Below are 23,368 nucleotides of genomic sequence, written 5' to 3' on the forward strand. Positions count from 1 at the left end.
CATGACCGTTGTTTTGGGGTGAAGCTCCTTGATGGCGCGACGTTAAGTCGCAGAAGGACGGACGAACGGGCGAAGGTTACCATTTGCAGGTGACAGAAAAACCAAACTGACATCACCTTTTTCACGTCATCTGATCTCGTATCACTCAGGAAAACCCCATGCCGATCATTGTCCAAGCGCTGAACGCCGCCGATTCCCGCGATCGGGAGGATTTAGAGAAGATCTACCGCGATGCGCCGCCGTGGCTGTTCGCGCCGTTTTCCGGCGCTTTGCAATTGACCGAAGAGGCCCTGGCCGACGGCACGCTCATCGCCGGGCGCTTCAATGACCGCCTGCTGGGCGCGGCACGTCTGCGACCCCAGGGCAGCGTCTGGTACTTGTCCCATTTGTGCGTCAGAAAAGTCACCCGCCGTCGTGGCGTTGCCGAGCGGTTGGTGAACGAAGCGCGGAAAATGGCGTCGCAAGCGGGGGCCCAATTGCGCCTGCAGGCCCCGGCCGGCCATCTCGAGGCCCAGGCGCTGGCGGCCAAGCTGCACCTGCCGCTGGACGTGCTGCCCGCGTGAAGCCACACCAGCCGGAGGGCATGCGGCGCTATACTCCCCGGCTAAATTACGAATTCGACTAACACAAGGACTCGCCCATGAAAGCGTTCGGCAAAATCCTGGGTCTGGTGCTTCTGGGTCTGTTGCTGATCATCGTGGCGGCAGGCTTTGCCCTGACCCACTTCTTCGATCCCAACGACTACAAGGACGAAATCCGCCAGATTGCCCGCGACAAGGCCCACATCGAGCTGACGCTCAACGGCGACATCGGCTGGAGCCTGTTCCCGTGGCTCGGCCTGGAACTGCACGAGGCCAGCGTCGCGACCCTGGCCAAGCCTGCCGAACCGTTCGCCGACCTGCAGATGCTCGGCCTGTCCGTGCGCGTGCTGCCGCTGCTGCGCCGCGAGGTGCAGATGAGCGACGTGCGCGTCGAAGGCCTGAACCTGCGCCTGAGCCGCGACAAGACCGGCCACGGCAACTGGGAAGACATCGGTAAGGTGCCGGCGCCCGCCGGCAGCACCCCGCCGCCTGCGCCAGGCACGACCGCCGCCGAAGCGCCGGCCCAGCCGGAAAAGCCGGCGCAGCCGATCCGCCTCGACATCGACAGCCTCACCGTCAACAACGCCCGCGTCGAATACAACGACGAGCAGACCGGCAAGCAGTTCAGCGCCGAAAGCATCCAGTTGAGCACCGGCGCAGTGCACGATTCGACCAACATTCCGGTGAAGGCCACCGCGTTCCTCGGCACCAACCAGCCGGTGCTGCGCGTGCGCACCGAACTCAACGGCGAACTGCGCTTCGAGCGCGCGCTGCAACGCTACAAGTTCGAAGACCTGAAGCTGAGCGGTGAGCTGGCCGGCGACCCGCTGCAGGGCAAGACCGTCACCTTCGCCGCCCAAGGCCAGATGCTGCTGGACAAGGCCGCGAACGTCGCCGAATGGACCGGCATCAAGATCTCCGTGAACCAGTTGCGCGCCTTGGGCGAGCTCAAAGCCAACGACCTCGACAAGACGCCGCAGATCAGCGGCGGCATCTCCATCGCCCAGTTCGACCTGGCGAAGTTCGTCGACAGCATCGGCCAAACCCTGCCGGCCATGGCCGAAGGCAGCCTGAGCAAGGTCGAGCTGGTCAGCCGCGTCTCGGCCACGCCGACCAGCGCGGCGTTCGACAACATCAACCTGAAGCTCGACGACAGCAGCTTCAGCGGCCGCATCGCCGTCGAGGATTTCGCCAAGCAATCGCTGCGGGCGATCCTCAAGGCCGACACATTCAACGTCGACCGCTACCTGCCGCCCAAGTCCGCCCAGGCCAGCAGCGCCGCCCAAGTGCGCCAGGCCGAAGTCGCCAGCACCGAGGCCGACGCCATGGCCGGCGCCGGCTCCACGCCGCTGCCGGAAAAACCGAGCAAGAGCGCCTGGAGCACCGAGCGCCTGTTCCCGGTTGAGCGCCTGGGCAAGCTCGACGTGGACGCCGACCTGACCTTCGGCCAACTGACCCTGGACAAGCTGCCGATCCAGAACGCCGCGCTCAAGGCCACCGGCCAGGGCGGCCTGCTCACCCTGGAGAACCTGCGCGGCGAGCTGTTCAACGGCGACTTCGAAGCCAAGGGCACCCTCGACGTGCGCCCGAGCGCGCCGGTGCTGAACCTGCAGACCCGGATCAACCGCGTCCCGGTGGAGAAGATCCTCGAAAGCCAGGGCAAGAACCCGCCGGTCAAAGGGCTGGTCAACCTCACCGGCAATTTCACCGCCAGCGGCAACAGTCAGCAGGCGCTGGTCGAGACCCTCAACGGCAACGCCGGGTTCGTGATCAACAACGGCGTGCTGCTCAACGCCAACCTGGAACAGCAACTGTGCAAGGGCATCGCCACCCTCAACCGCAAGACCCTCAGCGGCGAGCCGCGGGGCAAGGACACCCCGTTCCAGGAGCTCAAGGGCAACCTGACCTTCCGTAACGGTCTGGCCAGCAACCCGGACCTGAAGGTGCGCATCCCCGGCATGACCGTCAACGGTGACGGCGACGTGGATCTGCGGGTGCTGGGCATGGACTACCGCGTGGGCATCATCGTCGAGGGCGACACCAGCGCCATGCCGGATCCGGCCTGCCAGGTCGGCGAGAAGTTCGTCGGCGTCGAATGGCCGCTGCGTTGCCGCGGGCCGCTGGAGCTGGGCGCCAAGGCTTGCCGGGTGGACAACGAACGGCTGGGCCAGGTCGCCAGCAAACTGGCCGGCGACCGGATCAGCGAGAAGATCGACGAAAAACTGGGCGACAAGGTCAGCCCTGAACTGAAGAACGCATTGAAGGGGCTGTTCAAGCGATGAGAGCGGAGCAGTTTTCAACGGCGGTGCTGGACTGGTACGACCGCCACGGCCGCCACGACCTGCCTTGGCAGCAGGGCATCAACCCGTACCGGGTATGGGTGTCGGAAATCATGCTGCAGCAGACCCAGGTCAGCACCGTGCTCAACTACTTCGACCGCTTCATGGCCGCGCTGCCCACGGTGCAGGCGCTGGCCGAGGCGCCGGAGGACGAAGTGCTGCACCTGTGGACGGGCCTGGGCTACTACACCCGCGCCCGCAACCTGCAGAAGACCGCGAAGATCGTCGTCAGCCAATACGGCGGCGAATTCCCGCGGGATGTGGAGAAGCTCACGGAGCTGCCGGGCATCGGCCTGTCCACCGCCGGGGCGATCGCCAGCATCAGCATGGGCCTGCGCGCGCCGATCCTCGACGGCAACGTCAAACGGGTGCTGGCGCGCTTCACCGCCCAGGAAGGCTATCCGGGCGAGCCGAAGGTGGCCAAACAGCTGTGGGCCGCCGCCGAGCGCTTCACGCCCCAGGATCGGGTCAACGCCTACACCCAGGCGATGATGGACCTGGGCGCCACCCTGTGCACCCGCAGCAAGCCGAGCTGCCTGCTGTGTCCGCTGGAGAAAGGCTGCGAAGCGCACATGCTGGGCCTTGAGACCCGCTACCCGATCCCCAAGCCGCGCAAGGCGATCCCGCAGAAGCGCACGCTGATGCCGATGCTGAGCAACGGCGAGGGCGCGATTCTGCTTTACCGCCGTCCGTCCACCGGGCTGTGGGGCGGCCTGTGGAGCCTGCCGGAGCTCGACGGCCTCGACGACCTGCAGCACCTGGCCGACCAGCATTCGCTGGCGCTCGGCGAACAGCAGGCGCTGCCCGGCCTCGTCCACACCTTCAGCCACTTTCAGCTGTCCATCGAACCCTGGCTGGTGCAGGTCCAAGAGACCGGCCATCACGTGGCCGAGGCCGACTGGCTCTGGTATAACCTCGCCACCCCGCCGCGCCTGGGCCTCGCCGCCCCGGTCAAGACCTTGCTCGAACGCGCGGCCGCCGTATTGAATGCAGGAGTGTCGCCATGACCCGTACCGTAATGTGCCGCAAATACAAAGAACAGCTCGAAGGCCTGGAGCGTCCTCCGTACCCGGGCCCCAAGGGCCAGGACATCTTCGAGCACGTCTCGGCCAAGGCCTGGGCCGACTGGCAGAAGCACCAGACCCTGCTGATCAACGAAAAGCGCCTGAACATGATGAACGCCGAAGACCGCAAATTCATCCAGGGCGAAATGGACAAGTACTTCTCCGGCGAGGAATACGCCCAGGCCGAAGGTTACGTTCCGCCTGCCGAATAACCCGCCGCAACGGGGGCCGGAACGTAAGCGACGGAATAATTTAAAATTTTTTTGAAAACTTGCTTGACGCCCCCCTGAAAAACCCGTTTAATGCGCCCCGTTGCCCAGATAGCTCAGTCGGTAGAGCAGGGGATTGAAAATCCCCGTGTCGGCGGTTCGATTCCGTCTCTGGGCACCACATACCGAAAACCCTGAATCGAAAGATTCAGGGTTTTTTTTATGCCCGTGATTTGCTGAAGGCTGGTTTAAGCCGCATCAATCGCGGTACTTTGGCCGCCCCTTACGGAAGAGGGTTGCCTGCCCGATGAACCAGAAACGCACCCGCATCCCCCTGCCCCATCCGCCGCCCTACCGCGAAAGCCGGGTCTCGTTCTGGCTGACCGTACTCGTCGGCGTGATGCTGGCCTTCGCCATCGGCGCGTCCCTCTACCTGATCGCCGATAGCCTCATCAGCGGCTCGGTCACCACGATGAACCGCACCGGCCCGCGCCAGACCTACACCTTGGCGTCGCAGCCCGGCAGGTACTGGTTCGAGATCGTGTGGCAAGGCGTCTTCACGTTGATGCTGCTGGGCATCGTGTCGTTCGGGCTTTGGATACGGCGCAAGACGCGCCCGCGCGGTGCGCGGAGCAAGCGCACCAGGCGATGACCCTACAGGGTGTTCACGTAATCCACGGGAAGCAGGACGGTGTCCAGCGCAGCGTCCACCGGCATCGATACGACGGTGACCAGCGGACAGACGATCATGAAGTAGCAAATGATCGCCGCCGGCTTGCCGTCATTGCCGGTCACGCCGAGCAGTTGCAGATCCCCGTCGACGCCCTTGTAGTAATCCACGTCGGACATGCCTGTACTGACCCGCCCGATCATGGTGCCGCACGCGGTCTGCAACACCACCAGACCCGCCATCAAACCCACACGCAACATCCCTTTCAAAACCGACATCCTTGCATCCACAAAAACAGGAGGGGCGGGATTTTATCCGCATCGGTGCGCAAACTCCCGCCCCGCAGAACGCCGCTATTGGGTCGGCTCCCAGTTCCAGTGGAACACCAGGTTGCGTGCAGGCCCGTTGCCGATGTCAGCCATGTCGCGCCGCACTTCGCCATTGCGGGTGGCGACCACGGTGTATTTGCCCGGAGGCAACTGCGCGTAGAGCAGCGGCCCGATCTGGTTGAGGCTGAGCACCGGTTGCCCGGTCGCTTTCTGGATGACCACATCGACATCCGAGGTGTACAGGTTCTGCACGCCGACGGCGAAGGTCATGTGCAGGTTGTAGCCGGCGGACTGCTGAATGGCCCGCGATTCGTCCAGGCCGATCCCGCCGGACAGGTAGTTGATGCCGTTCTGCTGCTGTTGCTGGACTTGCACGCCGGCGCTGTCGATCGGCTCCAGGCTGGTGGCCTGCACCATCACCGGAAACAACAGCGCAACCACGGCGGCGACGGGCAGCATGCATGCAATCACGCGTTTCATGATGCGACTCCCGGGTTCGTTCAGAACCCCTTCGTTACATCTCTTTAGATTTTGCGGGGCGGGTCGGGTTTTAGATTGTTTGGGAGTTGGGTCGGGTACTAAACGGACTACGACGTTGCCGGCCACCGGTTCGAGCGCATTGCAAAACCTTCCGGGGAACGTTCATGCTCGCCTATCCAACGCCAGTCACGACCGCCATGACCCTACCCAGCGCATCGCCGACACGTGCCCAAACGCCCGACAAGGAAAGCGTGCCGTTCCATGAGCCCGCCGCCGACGGCTATCCCTTGGGCGGCTTCACCTGGCGCCACGCGCTGCCCGATGCGCGGCGCCCGGTGGTAATCATCAACGCCGCCACTTCGGTGCGCTGCCGTCACTACTCGCGCTTCGCCGCCTACCTGTTCGCCAACGGCTTCGATGTGATGACCTACGACTACCGGGGCATCGGCGAATCGCGGCCGTCCGTCATGAAGGGCCTGGAAGCGTCGTGGACGGATTGGGGCGCGCTGGATTTCGAAGCGATGCTCAAGCGGGCGCAACGGGAATTTCCCGGCCAGCCCATCGACGTGGTCGGCCACAGTTTCGGCGGCTGCGCGGCAGGCTTGGGCGCCTCCGGGGAGGCGATCCGACGATTGGTCACCGTCGGCGCGCAGTTCGCCTACTGGCGCGATTACGCGCCGGCGCACCGCTTGAGGATGCTCGGCAAATGGCACGTGCTGATGCCGCTGCTGACGCTGTTCTGCGGCTATTTCCCCGGCAAGCGCCTCGGCTGGCTGGAAGACACCCCCGCTGGCGTGGTGCGCGACTGGAGCACGCCCACGCCCCGCTACGAAGGGCGCCCGAGCGGCCGCAGGCTGCTGGCGGAAAACGGCCGGCTGCCCTTCGCCGACGTACGCGCGAAGGCGCTGGCGATCAGCATCGGCGACGATCCCTACGGCACGGTGGCGGCCACGGAACGCCTGCTCGGCTACTTCAGCCAGGCCGAAAAGACCCACCTGCGCATCGAGCCGCAGGACATCGGCGAACAGGAAGTCGGACATTTCGCCTTTTTTCGCAGCGCATACCAAGCCACACTATGGCCCATCGCCCTGACCTGGCTGCAGAGCGGCGAACTGGCCCCCGGCACGCCGGGGCGGCAGATACCGCGCAGCCAACCCCTTTAACGCATCACGGAACACACCCATGGCCTCCGCCAACAAGCAGCAGAAACGCGCCTCCCGGGCCAAAGCCAAGGCCAAGCAGAACCGCACCAAGCGCGCCGAGGCGCCGGTCGAGCTGGATCCGAACGACGACCGCATCGACTTCGAGTCGGTGGACCTGACCGAACTGTTCAAGAAAATGATCGACGCCGAAAAGATCAGCCAGCAGGCCATGTGCACGGCGTTCCTCGAAGACCCGCTGCTGGAGATCGTGTACGAGCAGGAAGGCGAGGAAGGCGCGATGGACTTCATCCTCGCGGCCCTGCTCGAGTACCGCCAGTGGGCCACCGAGACCGACGAGGCCGGCGCCCTGGCGTGGATCGAATCCCCGGCCTTCCAGGCCGACTATGTGGCGGCGTCCGACGCGATCGCCGCGCAATCCCAACAGAAAGACTGAGTTCCCATGGCATCCCTGAACAAGCAACAGAAACGCGCCAAACGCGCCAAGGCCAAAGCCAAGCAGATCCGCATGGTCGGCCGCAAACCGCTGGCCCAGGACGACGACCTCGGCCACCTGGCCGAGCCGATCCCGGAATACACCCTGGCGATGTTCAGCAAAATGCGCGAAGCCGAAGCCGTCAGCCGCAACGACATGCTGCTGACGCTGCTAAGGGAGCTGGCGTTCATCATCGTCGACCACCCTGAACTGCTGGACATGGAAAACGCCGACGACGAAGGCATGGCCGCCACCCACCTGGCCGCCGACATGCTGATCGACTACCGCATGTGGGCCGACGGCATGGACATCGAGGCCGCCCAGGCCTGGCTGAGCGAGCCGCAGTTCATCACCGACTTCGGCATTGCGCTGGACGCCTACGGGCAGTCGCAGCAAGCGCAGGATGAGAAGAGCGAGTAATCCCTCGCCCGCCAACGAAAACGGCCGCCCGTCATCACTGACGGGTGGCCGTTTTCGTTGGCGCATCCCTTGGTCGGAGCTCAAGCATATCCCGTTGACATATCCCTTCCCGCCTCTATCCTTTGAAGCCACAGATGCACAAAGAACAGGAGAACATCATGGAGCAGACAACGATCTTCATGAACAACAGAAGCCAGGCCGTTCGCCTTCCCAAGGCTGTCGCGATGCCTGTGGACGTCAAACGGGTGGACGTTGTCGCCATCGGCAGGACACGCATCATCACGCCTGCCGGCGAAAGCTGGGACAGTTGGTTTGACGGGGACGACGTGACCGCGGACTTCATGACCGACCGCGGACAACCCGCCGACCAGGAGCGTGAATCGTTCTGATGATCAAGTTCATGCTCGATACAAACATCTGCATCTTCACGATCAAAAACAAACCACAGATCGTGCGCGAGGCCTTCACCCGTCACCACGGCCAACTGTGCATCAGCACGGTCACCTTGATGGAGCTGATTTACGGCGCAGAAAAATCCGCAGCGCCAGAAAGGAATCTCGCGGTCATCGAAGGCTTTGCCGCCCGCCTTGAGGTCTTGCCCTTTGATGACGAAGCCGCCGCCCACACCGGCATGATCCGATCCGAATTGGCCAAGGCAGGCACGCCGATCGGCCCCTACGACCACATGATTGCAGGGCATGCGCGCTCGCGGGGTTACATCGTGATCACCAACAACGTCCGGGAGTTTGAGCGTGTTCCGGGGTTACGCGTGGAAGACTGGGTCAATCCTCGCTGACTCAACGCCCGCCAACGAAAACGGCCGCCCGTCATCACTGACGGGCGGCCGTTTTTGCATCAGGCGCTGCGGATCAGCTCAGGACGGCCGCACCGCCCTTCTCCAGCTTGCGGCGGCGGGCCACCAGCAGGCCGGCGGCGACCACCAGCAGGCTCAGCAAGCCGGTCGCGAGGATTTCCACGCGGTGGGCGTCCTGGAACAGCATGATGGTCAGGGCCGCGATGATGAAGGCGATCACCGCGTAGGTCAGGCCCGGGAACAGCCACATGCTGAAGGAGATCTTCTCGCCGCGCGCCATGCGCTGCTTGCGCATGCGCAGTTGCGAGAACGCGATCACCAGGTACACCAGCAGCGCGATGGCGCCGGAGCTGGCCAGCAGGAACTCGAACACCGCAGCCGGGGCCACGTAGTTGGCGAAGGTGCACAGGAACGCCGCGCCGGTGGACAGCATCACCGCCCAGTAAGGCGTGCCGCTGTTGTTGGTGCGGGTGGCCATGGCCGGGGCGTCGCCGCGCTTGCCCAGGGAGAACAGCATGCGCGAAGAGGTGTACAGCGCCGAGTTCAGGCAGCTGGTCACGGCGACCAGCACCACGATGTCGACGATCATCTTCGCGTTCGGGATGCCCATGCGCTCAAGCACGGTCTGGTAGGAGCCCAGGTTGGCCAGCGACGGGTCATTCCACGGCACCAGGGCCACGACGATGAAGATCGATACGAGGTAGAACAGGCCGATCCGCCAGATCACCGAGTTGGTGGCCTTGGAGATCTGCTTGCCCGGGTTCTTCGATTCCGCGGCCGCGATGGTCACGATCTCGGTGCCCATGAAGGAGAACATGGTGGTCAGGATGGCGCCCAGCACCGCGCCCATGCCGTTGGGCAGGAAGCCCTGGGTGTCGAAGATGTGCGACACGCCGCTGACCTGGCTGTTCGGCAGCAAGCCGAAGATGGCCATGATGCCGACGATGATGAAACCGATGATCGCTACCACCTTGAGCAGGGCGAACCAGAATTCGAACTCACCGTAGTTCTTCACGCTGAACAGGTTGGTCACGGTCAGCAGGAAGGTGATGATCAGCGCGAACGCCCAGATCCCGACGCCCGGGAACCACGCGTGCAAGATGGTGGCGGCGGCGTTGGCTTCCAGCGGGATCACCAGTACCCAGAACCACCAGTACAGCCAGCCGATGGTGAAACCGGCCCAATGGCCGATGGCGCGGTCGGCGTAGGTCGAGAACGAACCGGTGTCCGGCGAGGCCACAGCCATTTCGCCGAGCATGCGCATCACCAGCACAACCAGCAGGCCGGCGGCGGCGTAGGCCAGCAGCACGGCAGGACCGGCGGCGGCGATGGCGTGGCCGGAGCCGACAAACAGACCTGCACCGATCACACCGGCGATCGACAGCATGGTCACATGACGCGGTTTGAGCCCCTGTTCGAGGCCATTGGAGCTATGGGTACTGCTCATTGAAACTACCTTTGCGAGGAAAGCGATTCAGTCCGTCCCGTCTGGCGCTCCTTCTCGTAAAAAGAATCCAACGGGCCGTTCCAGATTCTGCACGCAAATATTGCGCCAAAATGTTTCAAAAGCTTCTGGCCTGCGGTTTCCAGGCTGACCGGACAGTCATCGCAACACCTTGAGATGACTGGCCTTTCGCCAGAGCGTTACCCTGCGACTCACTTTTCAAACGATCGGGCGCACCAGAAACACACTGAAAAAGTGTGTGTTGCACAATAAAAGGGCGAATCCGCAACGTTCGGCCGGTTAGCGCTTCCAACACCCCGCCAAAGGTGGCAACATCGCGCCTTTTTTTACGCGACACCCACGGGAATCCGCGTTCAAACACCCGTTCGGTTGTTGATGGGGCGACAGTCTGCTGTGCCGATGCGACAACCTGCCACACGCCATCCGTTTACCGCCCGAAGCGCTGTTGGCTGCCATTGAAACGCTATGCTAGCTTGGCCGCCTCGCCAGGAAGGCCACAGACAGCTGGAGCGCAACACATATGAGGAACGCACATGGCTGAGGCCACGCCCGCGCTTGAAATCCGCAACTTGCACAAACGCTACGGACAGCTTGAGGTGCTCAAAGGCATCTCGCTGACCGCCCGTGACGGCGACGTGATCTCGATCCTGGGTTCTTCCGGTTCCGGCAAGTCCACGTTCCTGCGCTGCATCAACCTGTTGGAAAACCCGCACCAGGGCCAGATCCTGGTCGCCGGGGAAGAACTCAAGCTCAAGCCCGCCAAGAACGGCGAACTGGTTGCCGCCGACGGCAAGCAGATCAACCGCCTGCGCTCCGAGATTGGTTTTGTGTTTCAAAACTTTAATCTGTGGCCGCACATGAGCGTGCTCGACAACATCATCGAAGCCCCGCGCCGCGTGCTCGGCCAGAGCAAGGCCGAAGCCATCGAAGTGGCCGAAGCCCTGCTGGCCAAGGTCGGCATCGCCGACAAGCGCCACGCCTACCCTGCGCAGCTGTCCGGCGGCCAGCAACAGCGCGCGGCCATCGCCCGCACGCTGGCGATGCAGCCCAAGGTGATCCTGTTCGACGAGCCCACCTCCGCCCTTGACCCGGAAATGGTCCAGGAAGTACTTAATGTCATCCGCGCACTGGCCGAGGAAGGCCGCACCATGCTGCTCGTCACCCATGAGATGGGCTTCGCCCGTCAGGTCTCCAGCGAAGTGGTGTTCCTCCACCAGGGCCTGGTAGAGGAGCAAGGATCGCCGCAGCAGGTGTTCGAGAACCCGCTTTCGGCGCGCTGCAAACAATTCATGTCCAGCAACCGCTAACGGAGCTACCCGCATGCAGAACTACAAAAAGGTCTTCCTGGCCGCCGCCGTCACCCTGGCCTTCAGCGCCGGTGCCATGGCCGAGACCCTGAAGATGGGCATCGAGGCGGCTTACCCGCCGTTCAACAACAAGGACGCCAGCGGTAACGTGGTCGGCTTCGACAAGGACATCGGCGACGCCCTCTGCGCCAAGATGAAGGTCGAGTGCAGCGTGGTCACCTCCGACTGGGACGGCATCATCCCGGCCCTGAACGCCAAGAAGTTCGACTTCCTGATCTCGTCGATGTCGATCACCGACGAACGCAAGCAGGCGGTGGACTTCACCGATCCGTACTACTCCAACAAGCTGCAGTTCATCGCGCCGAAGGACAAAGAGTTCAAGACCGACAAGGACTCCCTCAAAGGCAAAGTGATCGGCGCCCAGCGCGCGACCCTGGCCGGCACCTATATGGAAGACAACATGCCGGGCGTCGAGGTCAAGCTGTACGACACCCAGGAAAACGCCTACCTGGACCTGACTTCCGGTCGCCTGGACGGCATCCTCGCCGACAAGTACGTCAACTACGAGTGGCTCAAGAGCGACGCCGGCAAGGCCTATGAATTCAAGGGCGACCCGGTGGAAGAAAGCGACAAGATCGGCATCGCCGTGCGCAAGAACGATCCGATCCGCGAGAAGCTGAACGCCGCGCTGAAGGAAATCGTCGCTGACGGCACCTACAAGAAGATCAACGACAAGTACTTCCCGTTCAGCATCTACTGATCCTGACCGGCCGGATCGGCGCCGCCTGCGAGCGGCGCCGATCCCCGGCCTTGCCTGCCGCGATTTGAAAAGAATTCCATGATTATCGACCTCTACGGATTCGGCCCGGCGCTTGCCGCTGGTGCGCTGATGACCGTCAAATTGGCGCTCTCGGCCCTGTGCCTGGGGCTGGTGCTCGGCCTGCTCGGCGCCTTGGCCAAGACGTCCCCGTACAAGCCCCTGCAATGGCTGGGCAGCACCTACTCGACCCTGGTGCGCGGCGTCCCGGAACTGCTCTGGGTGCTGCTGATCTACTTCGGCACCGTCAACGCCATGCGTGCCCTGGGCGAATACTTCGGCAATCCGGAGCTTGAACTCAGCGCCTTCGCCGCCGGCGTCATCGCCCTGGGCCTGTGCTTCGGCGCCTACGCCACGGAAGTGTTCCGCGGCGCGATCCTCGCCATCCCCAAGGGCCACCGTGAGGCCGGCGTGGCCCTGGGCCTGTCGAAATGGCGGATCTTCACCAAGCTGATCATGCCGCAGATGTGGCGCATCGCCCTGCCGGGCCTGGGCAACCTGTTCATGATCCTGATGAAGGACACCGCGCTGGTGTCGGTGATCGGCCTGGAAGAAATCATGCGTCACGCGCAGATCGGCGTGACCGTCTCCAAACAGCCGTTCACCTTCTACATGGTGGCCGCGTTCATGTACCTGGGCCTGACGGTGCTGGCGATGATCGGCATGCATTTCCTGGAAAAACGCGCCGCACGCGGCTTCGCGAGGAGCGCTCAATGAACTGGGACGTCATCATCAAGTGGCTGCCGAAACTGGCCCAGGGCGCGACCCTGACCCTGGAGCTGGTGGCCATCGCCGTGATCGCCGGGCTGCTGCTGGCGATTCCGCTGGGCATCGCCCGCTCGTCGAAGCTGTGGTACGTGCGCGCTTTGCCCTACGCCTACATCTTCTTTTTCCGCGGCACGCCGCTTCTGGTTCAGCTGTTCCTGGTCTACTACGGCCTGGCGCAGTTCGACGTGATCCGCAACAGCTCGATGTGGCCGTACCTGCGCGATCCGTTCTGGTGCGCCACCGCCACCATGACCCTGCACACCGCCGCGTACATCGCCGAGATCCTGCGCGGCGCGATCCAGGCGATCCCGCCGGGCGAGATCGAGGCGGCGCGGGCCCTGGGCATGTCCAAGCCCAAGGCGCTGTTCTACATCATCCTGCCGCGCGCCGCGCGCATCGGCCTGCCGGCCTACAGCAACGAAGTGATCCTGATGCTCAAGGCCAGCGCCCTGGCCAGCACCGTGACCCTGCTGGAACTGACCGGCATGGCCCGTACGATCATCGCCCGCACCTACCTGCCGGTGGAGATCTTCTTCGCCGCCGGCGTGTTCTACCTGGTCATGGCCTACGTGCTGGTCCGCGGCTTCAAGCTGCTGGAACGCTGGCTACGCGTCGATGCCTGCCAAGGGCGCTGACGCTGCCCACGTGCTGACGGGCGAGGCCCTCCTCGCCCGGTTCACGGCGCTGGATGCCTTTCTCACCGCCCATCAGGCGCTGTGGAAACCCCGCCCGTTCACCCATCTGCACCTTCCCTGGGAAACCTCCCACCCGGAACTGGCCACCTGGCTACGCGGCCGGTCGCTGGACGATGCGGAAAACGCCCACAACCACCCTGCCGATCTGCTGAATGCGCCGGAGCCGTTCGCCTCCCTGGCCGCGCTGTCGCTTGAGCTGAGCGCGGTGGGCGAATTGCCGGGGCATGCGCTGGAGGCGGCGGGCCATCGGCTCAACGTCGATGTGCCGGGGCGCAAGTGGCAGCAGATCGAGGCTTTCGCCAGTCGCTTGTCGTTTGCCTCCAGGCCCGTGCATTGGCTGGACTGGTGTGCCGGCAAAGGGCATTTGGGGCGGCGCCTGCTGGGGGCCGAGCAGCAACTCACCTGCGTGGAGTTTGATCCGCTGTTGGTCGCCAGCGGCCAGGCACTGAGCCAGCGTCATCATCTGCACGCCTTGCACGTCGAACAGGACGTGCTGGCCGCCGACGCCGCAACCGTCCTCGACGCCCGCCACACCCCGGTGGCCCTGCACGCCTGCGGCGATCTGCATGTGCGGCTGATGCAACTGGCCAGCGCCGCCGGCTGCAAAAACATGGCCATTGCGCCGTGCTGCTACAACCGGATCCGTCTGACCGAGTATCAGGCGTTGTCCTCGCCGGGTCTGCGATCCGTCCTGCAACTGTCGCTGGAAGACCTGGCGCTGCCCATGAGCGAAACCGTCACCGCTGGCGCACGCGTCCGCCGTCAGCGCGACACCTCCATGGCCCGGCGCCTGGGGTTCGACCTGTGGCAACGGCAACTGCGCGGCGTCGATGAATACCTGCCCACCCCGTCCCTGCCCAGCGCCTGGCTGGACAAACCCTTCGCCGACTACTGCCGCGACCTCGCAGCGCTCAAAGAGTTATCCACAAGCGGCGAGCCGGACTGGCCGGCCCTGGAAGCGGCGGGATGGCAGCGGTTGGCCGAAGTTCGCAACCTGGAACTGCTGCGCGGACTGTTCCGACGGCCGCTGGAGCTTTGGCTGAACCTGGACCGAGCACTTTTCCTCGGCGAGCAGGGTTACGCCGTGCGCCTCGGCACCTTCTGCGACACCCCGCTCACGCCCCGCAACTTCCTGCTGCTGGCCGAACGCTCCTGAAGCTACACAGCCTGTGGATAACTCTGTTGATGAATTGACCGTGGATCCAATATCCACGCCTGTTTCAGGGGCGAAACAGCACTGGTCATTTTTTGTTCACATGAATAAAAAACCTGTAAAACAGGGATTTGCGACCCAAATGAGAACCCGTCCACAAAACCCCGCCTGAACGCACGCCCTCTCTGCCGCGTTGTGCATAAGCCCCCAATCAAAAGGACATAAACGCCGAATCCCGGACGCCCGGAACAGGCAATTGCACCGGCCGGGCACCCTTGCTATACAAGGTCACTCCGTTCCGGTGGCGCACAGACCAATAAGAAAAACCTGACAGAAAGGAATCGACTTTGACGTTCATTTCCTACGCCGAGAATTTCGAAGACGTTCGCCTGTGGCGGGCCCTCAAGCATTGCGAAACCGGCTTCTACATCGACGTCGGCGCCAATGACCCGATCCAGGATTCCGTCACCAAATCCTTCTACGACCACGGCTGGCAAGGCATCAACATCGAGCCGGTGCAGGACTACTACGACGCCCTGCGCCAACACCGCCCGCGAGACATCAACCTGCAATGCGTGGCCACCGACCAGCCGGGCGAACTGACCTTCTACAGCATCCCCGACACCGGCCTCTCCACCGCCGACCCCGCCGTCGCCCAGGCGCGCAAAGACCTCGGCATGGACGTGCGGACACTCAGCGTCAACGCCCGCACCCTGACGTCGATCTGCGAAGAACACGCCGCCGACCGACCGATCCACTTCCTGAAGATCGACGTCGAAGGCCACGAAGAAACCGTCCTGCGCGGCATGGACTTCACCCGCTTCCGCCCCATGGTCATCCTCATCGAAACCCCATGGGAACGCGACCACACCTGGGAACACCTGGTGACCGGCGCAGGCTACCAGAACGTGCTGTTCGACGGCCTCAACAGCTACTTCCTGGCCAACGAACACCTGCCCCTCAAACCCGCCTTCGACCTCCCGCCCTGCAACCTCGACGGATTCCGCCTCTGCAAGGGCCACAAACTCGCCCACCCGCTCAACACCGACCTGGAAACCGCCCTGCAACGCGCCGAACACGCCGAAGCCCAACTGCACGCCCTGCAGAGCAGCCGCACCTGGCGCACTGTACAAAAACTGCGCAACCTCCTGCGCCGAGCCTGATCCGCCGCCCGCGCAAAAATAGTCAGAATTCAGGGGTTTACAGAACCCACCCAACCGCTATAATCGTCGCCCACACGCCGGTATAGCTCAGTTGGTAGAGCAACTGACTTGTAATCAGTAGGTCCCGGGTTCGATTCCTGGTGCCGGCACCATACAAAACGAGGGCTTGCAGCGATGCAAGCCTTTTGTTTTTGCGTCAAACGTAACAAGCCACGTAACAAGCAGACCAGGTGTTGTGTTTTAAGTGAGGGTCGCAGAGCCTTGAGTAAATCTCAGGAACGCTCATCCCCTCCAAAAATATGCGCTAATCTCTCTCGCCCTCCCAGGGCTTGGATAACGGTTGGTAGCGAGTCGATTCGATAATTCCAATCTGCCAAGTGATGTGAAGGAGTCATATTCATGAAAGGTAAAATGATTGGCTTCTTTGCTACCATCGTACTGCCTATAGCACTATTTCTCATAAGTCCTTATTGGAGCGCTTACTTCTCAGACAAGAAGGAGTTAAGCTATGAAGTCTTATTGCAGCGTCAATTAGCCAACATTGAATCTGCTGAGAAGTCTTGGCCTGGGATTCAGATTTCTTACCAAGGCATAGACGTCAGTACTGGCTCATTTTTAACACTTGCAATTACTAATACGGGAAAACTTCCCATCAAACGGGAAGATTTTGATAGCCCAATCCTTATACATATACCCGCAAAAGATTCGATAATATCCTTTCAATCTGCTTTCGCGTCCCCCTCCAATCTAGACGTAACACTGACCCGTTCAAAAGAAGGCTTAGCAGCTGCACCACTTCTTTTGAATCCCGGCGATAGGTTCGTTATTGAAATTTTCTCGCGTGTCCCATTGGAAATCTCAGACGTTACCACCCGAGTCGTCGGCCTATCTAAAATCACCCAGGTAAAACCAGAGAAACGCACTGGCTTCGATATTACCATTGCGTCCCCCTCAGATTTCGGAAAACCTGTAACGCAACCAATAAGTACGATACCCGGCTGGCTAGTTTTTCTTTTAACTCATCTAATGCTGATTGGTTCATTACTGTCGGTCACCAGTGCCAAACAAAAACAAAATTGGGGAGCTCGAGCAGTTTTCCTTACGTTCGCCGTAGTGCACTACCTGGTGGCAATATCGTCACTAAAATTCACACTACTCTACTTTACGGACATCTTGGAGTGGAACAAGTCCCTCAGCTTCGTCATTTTGATGGCAAGCACTTTTGTATCGGCTTTAGCTGCAGTTTTCATAAGAAACCGCCTGCTACTCAAAATCTCCGCCGGCGGCTTTAAATTTCCATTCAAGCTATAAAATTTCGTCCAAGGTCTACGGGGATTACGCCGCCTCACGAAGAGATCGCATGTAATGCAATCACGATCTCGTTCGACTGCTCAGCTTGCACAAGCACACTTGAACAGAAACCTGTCGCACACCGAGCGCATGGCTCCGACCTAAAATATTTGGCCCATACAAAAAAGAGTAATAAAGGTGATATGCCTGTCAAAAAATCGCTGAAAAACACGTCCTACAAGGCTTTTAGCGATTTTCTGAGAAGGTGATATTTGAGTGATATAGAAGTAATCGTATTACTCTTTTATAAGGTGATATTCAAAAACCACGAAACCCAATGAAACCGGGGATCTTGCGGAAATATCACTTTTCATATCACTTCATATTACTTTTCCGTGTGATATTGACACCTCAATAAAACGGGGGGGTTCAGAGCAGTTTTCTCGCCGTATTACCTTTATTACTCTCTTTGAAAAGCCCACCCCGTGCCTGAGACCGAATCTCATCAACATGACGTATCCCCACGCTCGATTTAGACTGGCTGCGGCTCCTCAAACTGCCAGAAGTACCCATACGCCAAGTCACCCAAGGGGAATGGGGACAGATCTATTTTCAGCACGCTCATCTGATGCAAAGTGGCACGTCGCTAACTATCTATAAGCTGAATAGCTCGACAGCGAATTCAGAGTAACGATTCAAAGCAAACTAAAGGCCAACCATAGAATTGGAGAAATCTTAGAGTTCCTGAACCCTTTTAAAATATCCTCAACGTGAACATATAGACTTGCCATAGTACATTTGCATCCATAGCTGGCACCTATCGCTTCAATTCTAACAACTGGAAATTTGTGCAAAGAGTCTCGTAATTATAAACATGAGATCTTTCGAGAGTTCACATGGGGATATTTTTCAGAAAACAAAGTTTATCAAATCAAATTCACCATCAAAAGAACAAAATAAAAGACCTTGCATTGCCACACAAGATCTTATTAAGTGCACTGTTTACGAACAAACTTTATTTTTTCTTTTTCACTTCCTGAAGATCAGTAAGCTTTGAATCCTTAGAGAAAGTCTTAAGGAAATTATCGGCCCCTTCTAGTCGCATACTAGATTTTATTGACTCAGGCCAACCATCTACGGCTCTTTGAGCTTTCAATACTTGTTCTGCTAGGCTGCTCGATTTTTTCATGATTTCTCTACTCAGGATTGCTATAAATTAGGATAGTTTAACTCCTAGCTTTTTGGCAAGGCGTGGTATCTCATTTGCGATAATTGCCGTTTCGACCTCCCGATAAACGGTAGCAAACCTTAAAAATCTTGGCCTTGCGTTTGCTTGCCAATCGGAGGTCTTCCCTTGAGGATCTTTCCGAGTGTCTCTAGGGTCGAAAATCTCCTGATACTGTCTAGGAGCAACACCTTCGAACGGTTCAAAATTCACACGACTATCGGAGGATGTAACAGGATCCACAACAATCGCATCTTGATGAAGCTGTTTCGCCTTGCTTTTTGGGTATGGCTCAATATATACAACACGTTTGATACCACTCGCGACTATATGTCTTGCGCACATATGACAAGGAAAAGTTGTGCAATAAAGTGTTGCCCCTTGAACCGAAACCCCCAAACGCGCAGCGGTCATTAAACCAGCCATTTCCGCATGAACACTTCGTCCGAATTCTAAGAGATTCATTACACGACTGCCCTTCAAAACAAGTTTCTGGCTACCTGAAATTAAATCGTGAACCAATTTACTAAAATCAGAAGACTTGTTATCTACGTTAAGTAATCCACCATTTTTCAATCTTTCTAACAGCTCACCTAAAACCTGAACTCGTTCATCAGCCATTGAGTCGATACCACGGAGAAAATCCCTGGCATCTCCTTTATCTCCAGTCCAGTACAAGTCACCACCAGCTTTAGGAACGTCATTACACCCAACAGCAATTAAATCACCTTCAGAACGCAAGATCGCGGCTCCAACCTGCCGATTCAAGTCAGAAGACCTTAACGCCGCCGAACGCGCATGATACATACCATGCTCATCACGAGTTGGAGTGAGAAAAACATTACCAAACAACAATTCAATAAATCTATTAATTTGAGTCTCAAAAGACGCTCTATCACGTCCATCTATAAATAAATCAGCCATCGGGAATGCATCTTTCACATCCTGTCCCAATGCAATATTTTCTTCGACCTCATCCCTTTCTACCAATCGCTCAGCTTTAGCTCGAGCATTATTCGCCTTACCAAACTGCGACTTACTTATCCGTTCAGATAACGCCGCAACCCGAACATCTCTTGGAGAATAGACAGAAATTAGAAAAAACCCCTTTCCATACACCGTTCTAAGGGTTTCAACTTCATGCGGATGCTTAAGCGATCTTAAAATGAAGGCGCGCCGGGATTTTTTCTTACTACTTGAGGATCTAGAATTTTCTATCGCAGCAATTGCTAACAATGCAACTGCATCTCCGCGTTCGCTTTCGACACGAAGTTTAGTTCCCTCATCCATCAAACACTTTATTCGCTTATGTTCTGGCTTACTGCTGTAATCAGAGCTAAAAAAAAGCTCAATGCACTCACTCAACCTAATCACATCAGAACTGTATTCAAGCGTCCTTAGTTTGCTTTTCAGAACAGAAATTACTGGATCAAGGCTCACGCCTATTGGCCCGACCAAGCCAAAAACCAACTCTGGATAAGGGTACGGGGTCAATAAAGAAGTTTCTTTTAGGTCAGCACCGGATTTAACTCTTTGTCCTTTTGACGACATTGCTCCTTTGTAGGAGTCATTCTTCGTTCGCGCCATATCAGTCCTTAACACTCGCGTTGGTCAAACTCTTCAATGGAGGACACCTCAAAACATCCACTTTGAATATAGAACATAAACACACAATGTAAACCTAGCGATAGAAAATACTATTAACAGCACAATAAATAGATAACGACAACCTAGAAAAAACTAAAAAAACAGTAAATTCATATGGTTATAGCTGCGCCCCACTCTCCTGGCAGTCTTTTCAGATAAAAATGCCAACCCAACTTTCAATAAATACTGACTATTGATAGATCCTACTAGATAAATTTTTTACCACTCTGTCTTACTTCTACAATCTTCAAAACACGCGTACTTCCCTTCTGCGACTGCCGTGCCCCGCCACCACCTAGCCACGATTGCACTCCCCCCTTCCCCCAAGCTACCGTCAACCCCGTCGCCACCAATCCAGCGACCGGGCCTGATAACCCGAGTAAGATGCAGGCGCACCAGCGCCCCCAACCCACGTTTGCCGGCGCTTTTTCATGCCCGCAACTCCGTGTAATGGCGGCTGTGCGTGGGAGACCTTCGGGTCTGCCGGGTTCCTGTATCTCCGGTTTATCAGCCTACGCATAGCTGCCACCCATTCGCCTGATAACGAATTGGCAGCCCTCATTTGATACAGGGAGTTTCACAAATGAATGCCATCGATCCGCCCAAGCTCCACACACCGGTCATCCCTCTCCACCGCGCAGCAAACGGTAGGTGAAGCCCAATGACCCACCCTCAAGACCTGAAAACCCTCGGCCTCACCCACTTTTCCTTCCACTCGAACCACGCGCTGTTCCGCACCAACGCCGGCGTCCCGGTCACTACCGCCCTCTCCCATGCCTCGCAGCTCCTCCACATATCCCGATTGTTGATTGCGGACACCTCCGCCGCGCGTGATCCCGACCTGCGCACCTGTGCTTCGCAGTATTTGCAGGAGTTGAGCAAGGCCTTGATCGACGACGCAGTGAAAGTCCTGGATTCGCCGAAGCCCAAACCCTGAACCGCGTCCATAAAAAAGCCCTCGCATCTCTGCGAGGGCTTTGTGTTTCAACCGCACTCAGTGCCCAGCGCTCTGCCCGCCATCCACATGCAGAATCTCGCCGGTGACGAACCCCGCGTTGTCGAGGTACACCACCGCCTGCGCGATGTCCTCGATTTCGCCCATTTGCCCGACCGGGTGCAGGCTGCCCAGCGCCGCGTGGGTTTCTTCGCCGTGCATCGGGGTCTTGATGATGCCTGGCGATACGGCGTTCACGCGGATGCCGCGTTTGGCGTATTCGATGGCCAGGGATTTGGTCGCGGCGTTGAGGCCGCCCTTGGTCAGTGAGGCGAGAACCGAAGGGACGCCGTCGATGGCGTGGTCGACGAGGCTGGTGGTGATGTTGACCACGTGGCCCTTGCCCTGTTTTTCCATTTCGGCGATGGCCAGTTGGGTGATGTAGAAGAAGCCGTTGAGGTTGACCGACAGCACCGCCGCGTAGTCTTCCGGGGTGTAGGCGGTGAACGGTTTGGCGACGAAGATGCCGGCGTTGTTGACCAGGGTGTCGATGCGGCTGAAGCGGGCCACGCCTTCGCTGATCACGCGCTGGGCGGTGGCGGGGTCACCGATGTCGCCGGCGATGGTCAGGATCTGCGGGTCGTTCGACGGTTTGATCGAGCGCGAGGTGGCGACGATGTTGTAGCCCAGTTCGCGGAAGGCCTTGACCATGCCTTCGCCCAGACCTTGGGATGCACCGGTGATGACGACGGTTTTTTTCGAGCTGCTCATGATGGATTCCTCAATGATAAAGACGGTGTTCAATCAGGCCTTGGCCAGTTGTTTAAGCATCTGTTCGTAGTACTCGACCGATTGCGAACCGGACACCAGGTGCGTGCCGTTCAGAATCAGCGCCGGCACCGAGTTGATGCCGTGTTGCCGGTAAAACGTTTCGAGCTGGCGCACTTCGCTGGCGAACTCGTCGTTGGCCAGCACCTTGCGGGCCCGGGCCGCATCCAGTCCCGCTTCGGCGGCCAGTTGCACCAGGGTCGGCCGGTCGCTCGGGTCGGCACCGTCGCGGAAGTAGGCGCGCAGCAGGATCTTCTTCAGCGCGATCTGCCGCCCTTCCTGCGCCGCCCACATCAGCAGGCGGTGGGCGTCGAAGGTGTTGTAGAAGTGCGTGCGCTTCTCCAGGTCGAACTCGAAGCCGATGGCCTGGCCGCGTTCGATCTGCATCCGTTTGCCGGCGGCGATGTCGGCGGCGCTGCGCCCGTACTTGCGCATCAGGTGCTGCTCTGCCGGTTCGCCTTCGGCGGGCATGTCCGGGTTCAGTTCGAAGGGCTTGTAGGTCAGCTCCACCAAGACTTCACCGGCCAGGTTGGCGATGGCCTGCTCCAGCGCCGTCGCCCCGAGGGCGCACCACGGGCACACCACGTCGGAGACGAAATCGATGGTCACGGTCGGGGTCATGACTGGCCCCGTTCCGCCAGCTGTCGGCGGTACTCGGTGGTGGTGATGCCGGCGTAGCCCCAGTTATCGGTGTCGACTTCCTCGATCACGATGTGGGTCAGATCCGGGCGTTTGTTGAGGACGCGTTCCAGGGTTTCCGTGATTTCGGCGATCACCTGGGCCTTCTGTTCGGCGGTGACGCCGTCGCGGGTGATGCGGACGCTGACGAATGGCATGACGACTCTCCCAGTGACCTGGCCTCGGGATGGGGTCAGGTGTTGGAGCTCAATTTAGGCGTGCGGCGGGAGGGGAAAAAGTAGGGATGGGGTACTTCATTTGTGAGGTGGTGTAATCAATTCGGCGCAAACCGCCAAGCCTTCTTCATGCCGCTACTTAGTGCGTTTTCGTCGGCCCTGCTTTCTTTGCCCTTCATCCATGGAGTCGAAACGTCGACCTATCTCTCTAGCTTCCCGTATGGCCCGGGCGGCCTTCGGGGAAGGTTTTCGCGTTTCGAACGGTAGGTTCTGAGTCGTAACGACTTTAATGAGAAACAAACGAACTGCATCTGCGAGGGTAAGCCCGTGAGCGTCCAAAACCTTGCTGGCTTCTGCCTCCAAATCCTTATCGATACCGCTTCGCGAATCGGCGAATCTCAACTGAACATCCAAGGCAATCACCTGTATCTGCTATTTACTGATACGAACGGAACCTATTAGAGGTGCTGACAGAGACCGACGCCATCAGCGCAATTGCAGCTTTCCATAGGAATTTTCCGTAATGATCGCAAGTAAAGGAGAATCTCTCCTCTCATCCCCTTCTCTCAGAATAACCACTCTCCCATGACTGATTCGGGTACTTTTTTGACCCCAATCACCCCCACGTCATCAAAAACCCCGATCCTCTGTCAGCCTCCAGCCATCGGCGGGGGCATCAAT

At 59.2% G+C, this 23,368-nt stretch carries 27 protein-coding genes and 2 tRNA genes; 20 read left to right on the forward strand and 9 right to left on the reverse strand.

What is annotated here, in order from left to right; translation table 11 throughout:
- Positions 1-158: 158 nt before the first annotated feature.
- From CAG33_RS16190 to CAG33_RS16215, 6 genes are all read left to right on the forward strand, one after another.
- Complete coding sequence (locus CAG33_RS16190; protein ID WP_085581849.1) at positions 159-563, forward strand: acetyl-CoA sensor PanZ family protein; 405 nt, start codon at positions 159-161, stop codon at positions 561-563.
- A 77-nt stretch (positions 564-640) separates the two neighbouring features.
- Positions 641-2,863, forward strand: coding sequence for an AsmA family protein (locus CAG33_RS16195; protein ID WP_085631975.1), 2,223 nt, complete (start codon positions 641-643; stop codon positions 2,861-2,863).
- Positions 2,860-3,927: an A/G-specific adenine glycosylase gene (gene mutY / locus CAG33_RS16200; RefSeq protein WP_085581852.1), complete on the forward strand. Its 1,068-nt coding sequence runs from the start codon at positions 2,860-2,862 to the stop codon at positions 3,925-3,927. Before CAG33_RS16195 ends, mutY begins: the two co-directional genes overlap by 4 nt.
- Entirely contained in the window at positions 3,924-4,196 is a 273-nt protein-coding gene (locus CAG33_RS16205) for an oxidative damage protection protein (RefSeq protein WP_085639391.1), read from the forward strand. The genes mutY and CAG33_RS16205 overlap by 4 nt, the downstream gene beginning before the upstream one ends.
- 102 nt (positions 4,197-4,298) lie before the next feature.
- Positions 4,299-4,374: transfer RNA gene (locus tag CAG33_RS16210), tRNA-Phe, on the forward strand.
- Between the two features lie 126 nt (positions 4,375-4,500).
- Positions 4,501-4,845, forward strand: coding sequence for a hypothetical protein (locus tag CAG33_RS16215; protein WP_085581856.1), 345 nt, complete (start codon positions 4,501-4,503; stop codon positions 4,843-4,845).
- 2 nt (positions 4,846-4,847) lie between these two features.
- Here the strand turns inward: CAG33_RS16215 and CAG33_RS16220 are convergent, their stop codons facing one another.
- Both CAG33_RS16220 and CAG33_RS16225 read right to left on the reverse strand, forming a co-directional pair.
- Positions 4,848-5,123, reverse strand: a complete 276-nt coding sequence (locus tag CAG33_RS16220; RefSeq protein WP_170930019.1) for a YceK/YidQ family lipoprotein — start codon at positions 5,121-5,123, stop codon at positions 4,848-4,850.
- A 93-nt stretch (positions 5,124-5,216) separates the two neighbouring features.
- Entirely contained in the window at positions 5,217-5,672 is a 456-nt protein-coding gene (locus CAG33_RS16225; RefSeq protein ID WP_085631967.1) for a hypothetical protein, read from the reverse strand.
- Positions 5,673-5,869: 197 nt separating this feature from the next.
- Between CAG33_RS16225 and CAG33_RS16230 the strand changes: the two genes are divergently transcribed.
- The 5 genes from CAG33_RS16230 (at position 5,870) to vapC (ending at position 8,523) form a co-directional block, all read left to right on the forward strand.
- The gene (locus CAG33_RS16230) at positions 5,870-6,835 is read left to right on the forward strand and encodes an alpha/beta fold hydrolase (protein ID WP_139833020.1); all 966 of its coding nucleotides are present in this window, start codon (positions 5,870-5,872) and stop codon (positions 6,833-6,835) included.
- Between the two features lie 19 nt (positions 6,836-6,854).
- On the forward strand, positions 6,855-7,268 hold the full coding sequence (locus tag CAG33_RS16235; protein WP_085581864.1) for a hypothetical protein: 414 nt from the start codon (positions 6,855-6,857) through the stop codon (positions 7,266-7,268).
- 6 nt (positions 7,269-7,274) lie between these two features.
- Positions 7,275-7,727, forward strand: coding sequence for a hypothetical protein (locus CAG33_RS16240; protein ID WP_085631963.1), 453 nt, complete (start codon positions 7,275-7,277; stop codon positions 7,725-7,727).
- 158 nt (positions 7,728-7,885) lie between these two features.
- The gene (gene vapB / locus CAG33_RS16245; RefSeq protein WP_085582217.1) at positions 7,886-8,116 is read left to right on the forward strand and encodes a type II toxin-antitoxin system VapB family antitoxin; all 231 of its coding nucleotides are present in this window, start codon (positions 7,886-7,888) and stop codon (positions 8,114-8,116) included.
- Positions 8,116-8,523, forward strand: a complete 408-nt coding sequence (vapC, locus tag CAG33_RS16250) for a tRNA(fMet)-specific endonuclease VapC (RefSeq protein ID WP_085631961.1) — start codon at positions 8,116-8,118, stop codon at positions 8,521-8,523. Before vapB ends, vapC begins: the two co-directional genes overlap by 1 nt.
- Before the next feature lie 73 nt (positions 8,524-8,596).
- On the opposite strand, the gene gabP is transcribed toward vapC, so the two are convergent.
- Positions 8,597-9,988, reverse strand: a complete 1,392-nt coding sequence (gabP, locus tag CAG33_RS16255; protein ID WP_085639397.1) for a GABA permease — start codon at positions 9,986-9,988, stop codon at positions 8,597-8,599.
- A 551-nt stretch (positions 9,989-10,539) separates the two neighbouring features.
- On the opposite strand from gabP, the gene CAG33_RS16260 reads away from it, so the two are divergent.
- From CAG33_RS16260 to CAG33_RS28305, 8 genes are all read left to right on the forward strand, one after another.
- Positions 10,540-11,313, forward strand: coding sequence for an ABC transporter ATP-binding protein (locus CAG33_RS16260; RefSeq protein ID WP_007939465.1), 774 nt, complete (start codon positions 10,540-10,542; stop codon positions 11,311-11,313).
- Between the two features lie 13 nt (positions 11,314-11,326).
- Positions 11,327-12,073, forward strand: coding sequence for an ABC transporter substrate-binding protein (locus tag CAG33_RS16265; RefSeq protein ID WP_085639400.1), 747 nt, complete (start codon positions 11,327-11,329; stop codon positions 12,071-12,073).
- A gap of 78 nt (positions 12,074-12,151) precedes the next feature.
- Positions 12,152-12,847, forward strand: coding sequence for an ABC transporter permease (locus CAG33_RS16270; RefSeq protein WP_085581874.1), 696 nt, complete (start codon positions 12,152-12,154; stop codon positions 12,845-12,847).
- Positions 12,844-13,533: an ABC transporter permease gene (locus CAG33_RS16275; RefSeq protein WP_085581876.1), complete on the forward strand. Its 690-nt coding sequence runs from the start codon at positions 12,844-12,846 to the stop codon at positions 13,531-13,533. The genes CAG33_RS16270 and CAG33_RS16275 overlap by 4 nt, the downstream gene beginning before the upstream one ends.
- Positions 13,514-14,749, forward strand: a complete 1,236-nt coding sequence (locus tag CAG33_RS16280; RefSeq protein ID WP_085639403.1) for a methyltransferase — start codon at positions 13,514-13,516, stop codon at positions 14,747-14,749. The genes CAG33_RS16275 and CAG33_RS16280 overlap by 20 nt, the downstream gene beginning before the upstream one ends.
- Positions 14,750-15,093: 344 nt before the next feature.
- Positions 15,094-15,909: an FkbM family methyltransferase gene (locus CAG33_RS16285; RefSeq protein ID WP_085639405.1), complete on the forward strand. Its 816-nt coding sequence runs from the start codon at positions 15,094-15,096 to the stop codon at positions 15,907-15,909.
- Positions 15,910-15,985: 76 nt separating this feature from the next.
- Positions 15,986-16,061: transfer RNA gene (locus CAG33_RS16290), tRNA-Thr, on the forward strand.
- A 247-nt stretch (positions 16,062-16,308) separates the two neighbouring features.
- The gene (locus CAG33_RS28305; protein ID WP_139833019.1) at positions 16,309-17,220 is read left to right on the forward strand and encodes a hypothetical protein; all 912 of its coding nucleotides are present in this window, start codon (positions 16,309-16,311) and stop codon (positions 17,218-17,220) included.
- A gap of 994 nt (positions 17,221-18,214) precedes the next feature.
- Here the strand turns inward: CAG33_RS28305 and CAG33_RS28520 are convergent.
- Positions 18,215-18,388 (reverse strand): hypothetical protein, encoded by a 174-nt coding sequence (locus CAG33_RS28520; RefSeq protein ID WP_170930016.1) that lies wholly within the window; start codon positions 18,386-18,388, stop codon positions 18,215-18,217.
- A 27-nt stretch (positions 18,389-18,415) separates the two neighbouring features.
- Positions 18,416-20,011 carry an anti-phage dCTP deaminase gene (locus CAG33_RS16295; protein WP_085639408.1) on the reverse strand — a complete coding sequence of 532 codons (1,596 nt, stop codon included), beginning with the start codon at positions 20,009-20,011 and terminating at the stop codon, positions 18,416-18,418.
- 721 nt (positions 20,012-20,732) lie between these two features.
- Between CAG33_RS16295 and CAG33_RS16300 the strand changes: the two genes are divergently transcribed.
- Positions 20,733-21,008, forward strand: coding sequence for a DUF3077 domain-containing protein (locus tag CAG33_RS16300; RefSeq protein WP_085639411.1), 276 nt, complete (start codon positions 20,733-20,735; stop codon positions 21,006-21,008).
- 57 nt (positions 21,009-21,065) lie between these two features.
- Here CAG33_RS16300 and CAG33_RS16305 read toward each other — a convergent pair whose 3' ends face one another.
- The 4 genes from CAG33_RS16305 to CAG33_RS16320 all read right to left on the reverse strand — a co-directional run bounded on the left by CAG33_RS16305 (position 21,066) and on the right by CAG33_RS16320 (position 23,110).
- Positions 21,066-21,776, reverse strand: coding sequence for an SDR family NAD(P)-dependent oxidoreductase (locus CAG33_RS16305; protein ID WP_085639414.1), 711 nt, complete (start codon positions 21,774-21,776; stop codon positions 21,066-21,068).
- Positions 21,777-21,809: 33 nt separating this feature from the next.
- On the reverse strand, positions 21,810-22,454 hold the full coding sequence (locus CAG33_RS16310; protein WP_085639417.1) for a DsbA family oxidoreductase: 645 nt from the start codon (positions 22,452-22,454) through the stop codon (positions 21,810-21,812).
- On the reverse strand, positions 22,451-22,669 hold the full coding sequence (locus CAG33_RS16315; protein WP_085581897.1) for a 4-oxalocrotonate tautomerase family protein: 219 nt from the start codon (positions 22,667-22,669) through the stop codon (positions 22,451-22,453). The genes CAG33_RS16310 and CAG33_RS16315 overlap by 4 nt, the downstream gene beginning before the upstream one ends.
- Positions 22,670-22,822: 153 nt before the next feature.
- Positions 22,823-23,110 carry a type II toxin-antitoxin system RelB/DinJ family antitoxin gene (locus tag CAG33_RS16320; RefSeq protein WP_256575722.1) on the reverse strand — a complete coding sequence of 96 codons (288 nt, stop codon included), beginning with the start codon at positions 23,108-23,110 and terminating at the stop codon, positions 22,823-22,825.
- Between the last annotated feature and the right edge of the window lie 258 nt (positions 23,111-23,368).

The organism is Pseudomonas sp. B3(2017) (assembly GCF_002113595.1).
Classification (GTDB): domain Bacteria; phylum Pseudomonadota; class Gammaproteobacteria; order Pseudomonadales; family Pseudomonadaceae; genus Aquipseudomonas; species Aquipseudomonas ekonensis.

Excerpts from the sequence above, each read along its gene's own strand:
- CAG33_RS16190 (WP_085581849.1), top strand. The coding sequence starts at position 159 with ATGCCGATCATTGTCCAAGCGCTGAACGCCGCCGATTCCCGCGATCGG.
- CAG33_RS16195 (WP_085631975.1), top strand. The coding sequence starts at position 641 with ATGAAAGCGTTCGGCAAAATCCTGGGTCTGGTGCTTCTGGGTCTGTTG.
- mutY (WP_085581852.1), top strand. The coding sequence starts at position 2,860 with ATGAGAGCGGAGCAGTTTTCAACGGCGGTGCTGGACTGGTACGACCGC.
- CAG33_RS16205 (WP_085639391.1), top strand. The coding sequence starts at position 3,924 with ATGACCCGTACCGTAATGTGCCGCAAATACAAAGAACAGCTCGAAGGC.
- CAG33_RS16215 (WP_085581856.1), top strand. The coding sequence starts at position 4,501 with ATGAACCAGAAACGCACCCGCATCCCCCTGCCCCATCCGCCGCCCTAC.
- CAG33_RS16220 (WP_170930019.1), bottom strand. The coding sequence starts at position 5,123 with ATGTTGCGTGTGGGTTTGATGGCGGGTCTGGTGGTGTTGCAGACCGCG.
- CAG33_RS16225 (WP_085631967.1), bottom strand. The coding sequence starts at position 5,672 with ATGAAACGCGTGATTGCATGCATGCTGCCCGTCGCCGCCGTGGTTGCG.
- CAG33_RS16230 (WP_139833020.1), top strand. The coding sequence starts at position 5,870 with ATGACCCTACCCAGCGCATCGCCGACACGTGCCCAAACGCCCGACAAG.
- CAG33_RS16235 (WP_085581864.1), top strand. The coding sequence starts at position 6,855 with ATGGCCTCCGCCAACAAGCAGCAGAAACGCGCCTCCCGGGCCAAAGCC.
- CAG33_RS16240 (WP_085631963.1), top strand. The coding sequence starts at position 7,275 with ATGGCATCCCTGAACAAGCAACAGAAACGCGCCAAACGCGCCAAGGCC.
- vapB (WP_085582217.1), top strand. The coding sequence starts at position 7,886 with ATGGAGCAGACAACGATCTTCATGAACAACAGAAGCCAGGCCGTTCGC.
- vapC (WP_085631961.1), top strand. The coding sequence starts at position 8,116 with ATGATCAAGTTCATGCTCGATACAAACATCTGCATCTTCACGATCAAA.
- gabP (WP_085639397.1), bottom strand. The coding sequence starts at position 9,988 with ATGAGCAGTACCCATAGCTCCAATGGCCTCGAACAGGGGCTCAAACCG.
- CAG33_RS16260 (WP_007939465.1), top strand. The coding sequence starts at position 10,540 with ATGGCTGAGGCCACGCCCGCGCTTGAAATCCGCAACTTGCACAAACGC.
- CAG33_RS16265 (WP_085639400.1), top strand. The coding sequence starts at position 11,327 with ATGCAGAACTACAAAAAGGTCTTCCTGGCCGCCGCCGTCACCCTGGCC.
- CAG33_RS16270 (WP_085581874.1), top strand. The coding sequence starts at position 12,152 with ATGATTATCGACCTCTACGGATTCGGCCCGGCGCTTGCCGCTGGTGCG.
- CAG33_RS16275 (WP_085581876.1), top strand. The coding sequence starts at position 12,844 with ATGAACTGGGACGTCATCATCAAGTGGCTGCCGAAACTGGCCCAGGGC.
- CAG33_RS16280 (WP_085639403.1), top strand. The coding sequence starts at position 13,514 with ATGCCTGCCAAGGGCGCTGACGCTGCCCACGTGCTGACGGGCGAGGCC.
- CAG33_RS28305 (WP_139833019.1), top strand. The coding sequence starts at position 16,309 with ATGAAAGGTAAAATGATTGGCTTCTTTGCTACCATCGTACTGCCTATA.
- CAG33_RS28520 (WP_170930016.1), bottom strand. The coding sequence starts at position 18,388 with ATGAAAAAATCGAGCAGCCTAGCAGAACAAGTATTGAAAGCTCAAAGA.
- CAG33_RS16295 (WP_085639408.1), bottom strand. The coding sequence starts at position 20,011 with ATGGCGCGAACGAAGAATGACTCCTACAAAGGAGCAATGTCGTCAAAA.
- CAG33_RS16300 (WP_085639411.1), top strand. The coding sequence starts at position 20,733 with ATGACCCACCCTCAAGACCTGAAAACCCTCGGCCTCACCCACTTTTCC.
- CAG33_RS16305 (WP_085639414.1), bottom strand. The coding sequence starts at position 21,776 with ATGAGCAGCTCGAAAAAAACCGTCGTCATCACCGGTGCATCCCAAGGT.
- CAG33_RS16310 (WP_085639417.1), bottom strand. The coding sequence starts at position 22,454 with ATGACCCCGACCGTGACCATCGATTTCGTCTCCGACGTGGTGTGCCCG.
- CAG33_RS16315 (WP_085581897.1), bottom strand. The coding sequence starts at position 22,669 with ATGCCATTCGTCAGCGTCCGCATCACCCGCGACGGCGTCACCGCCGAA.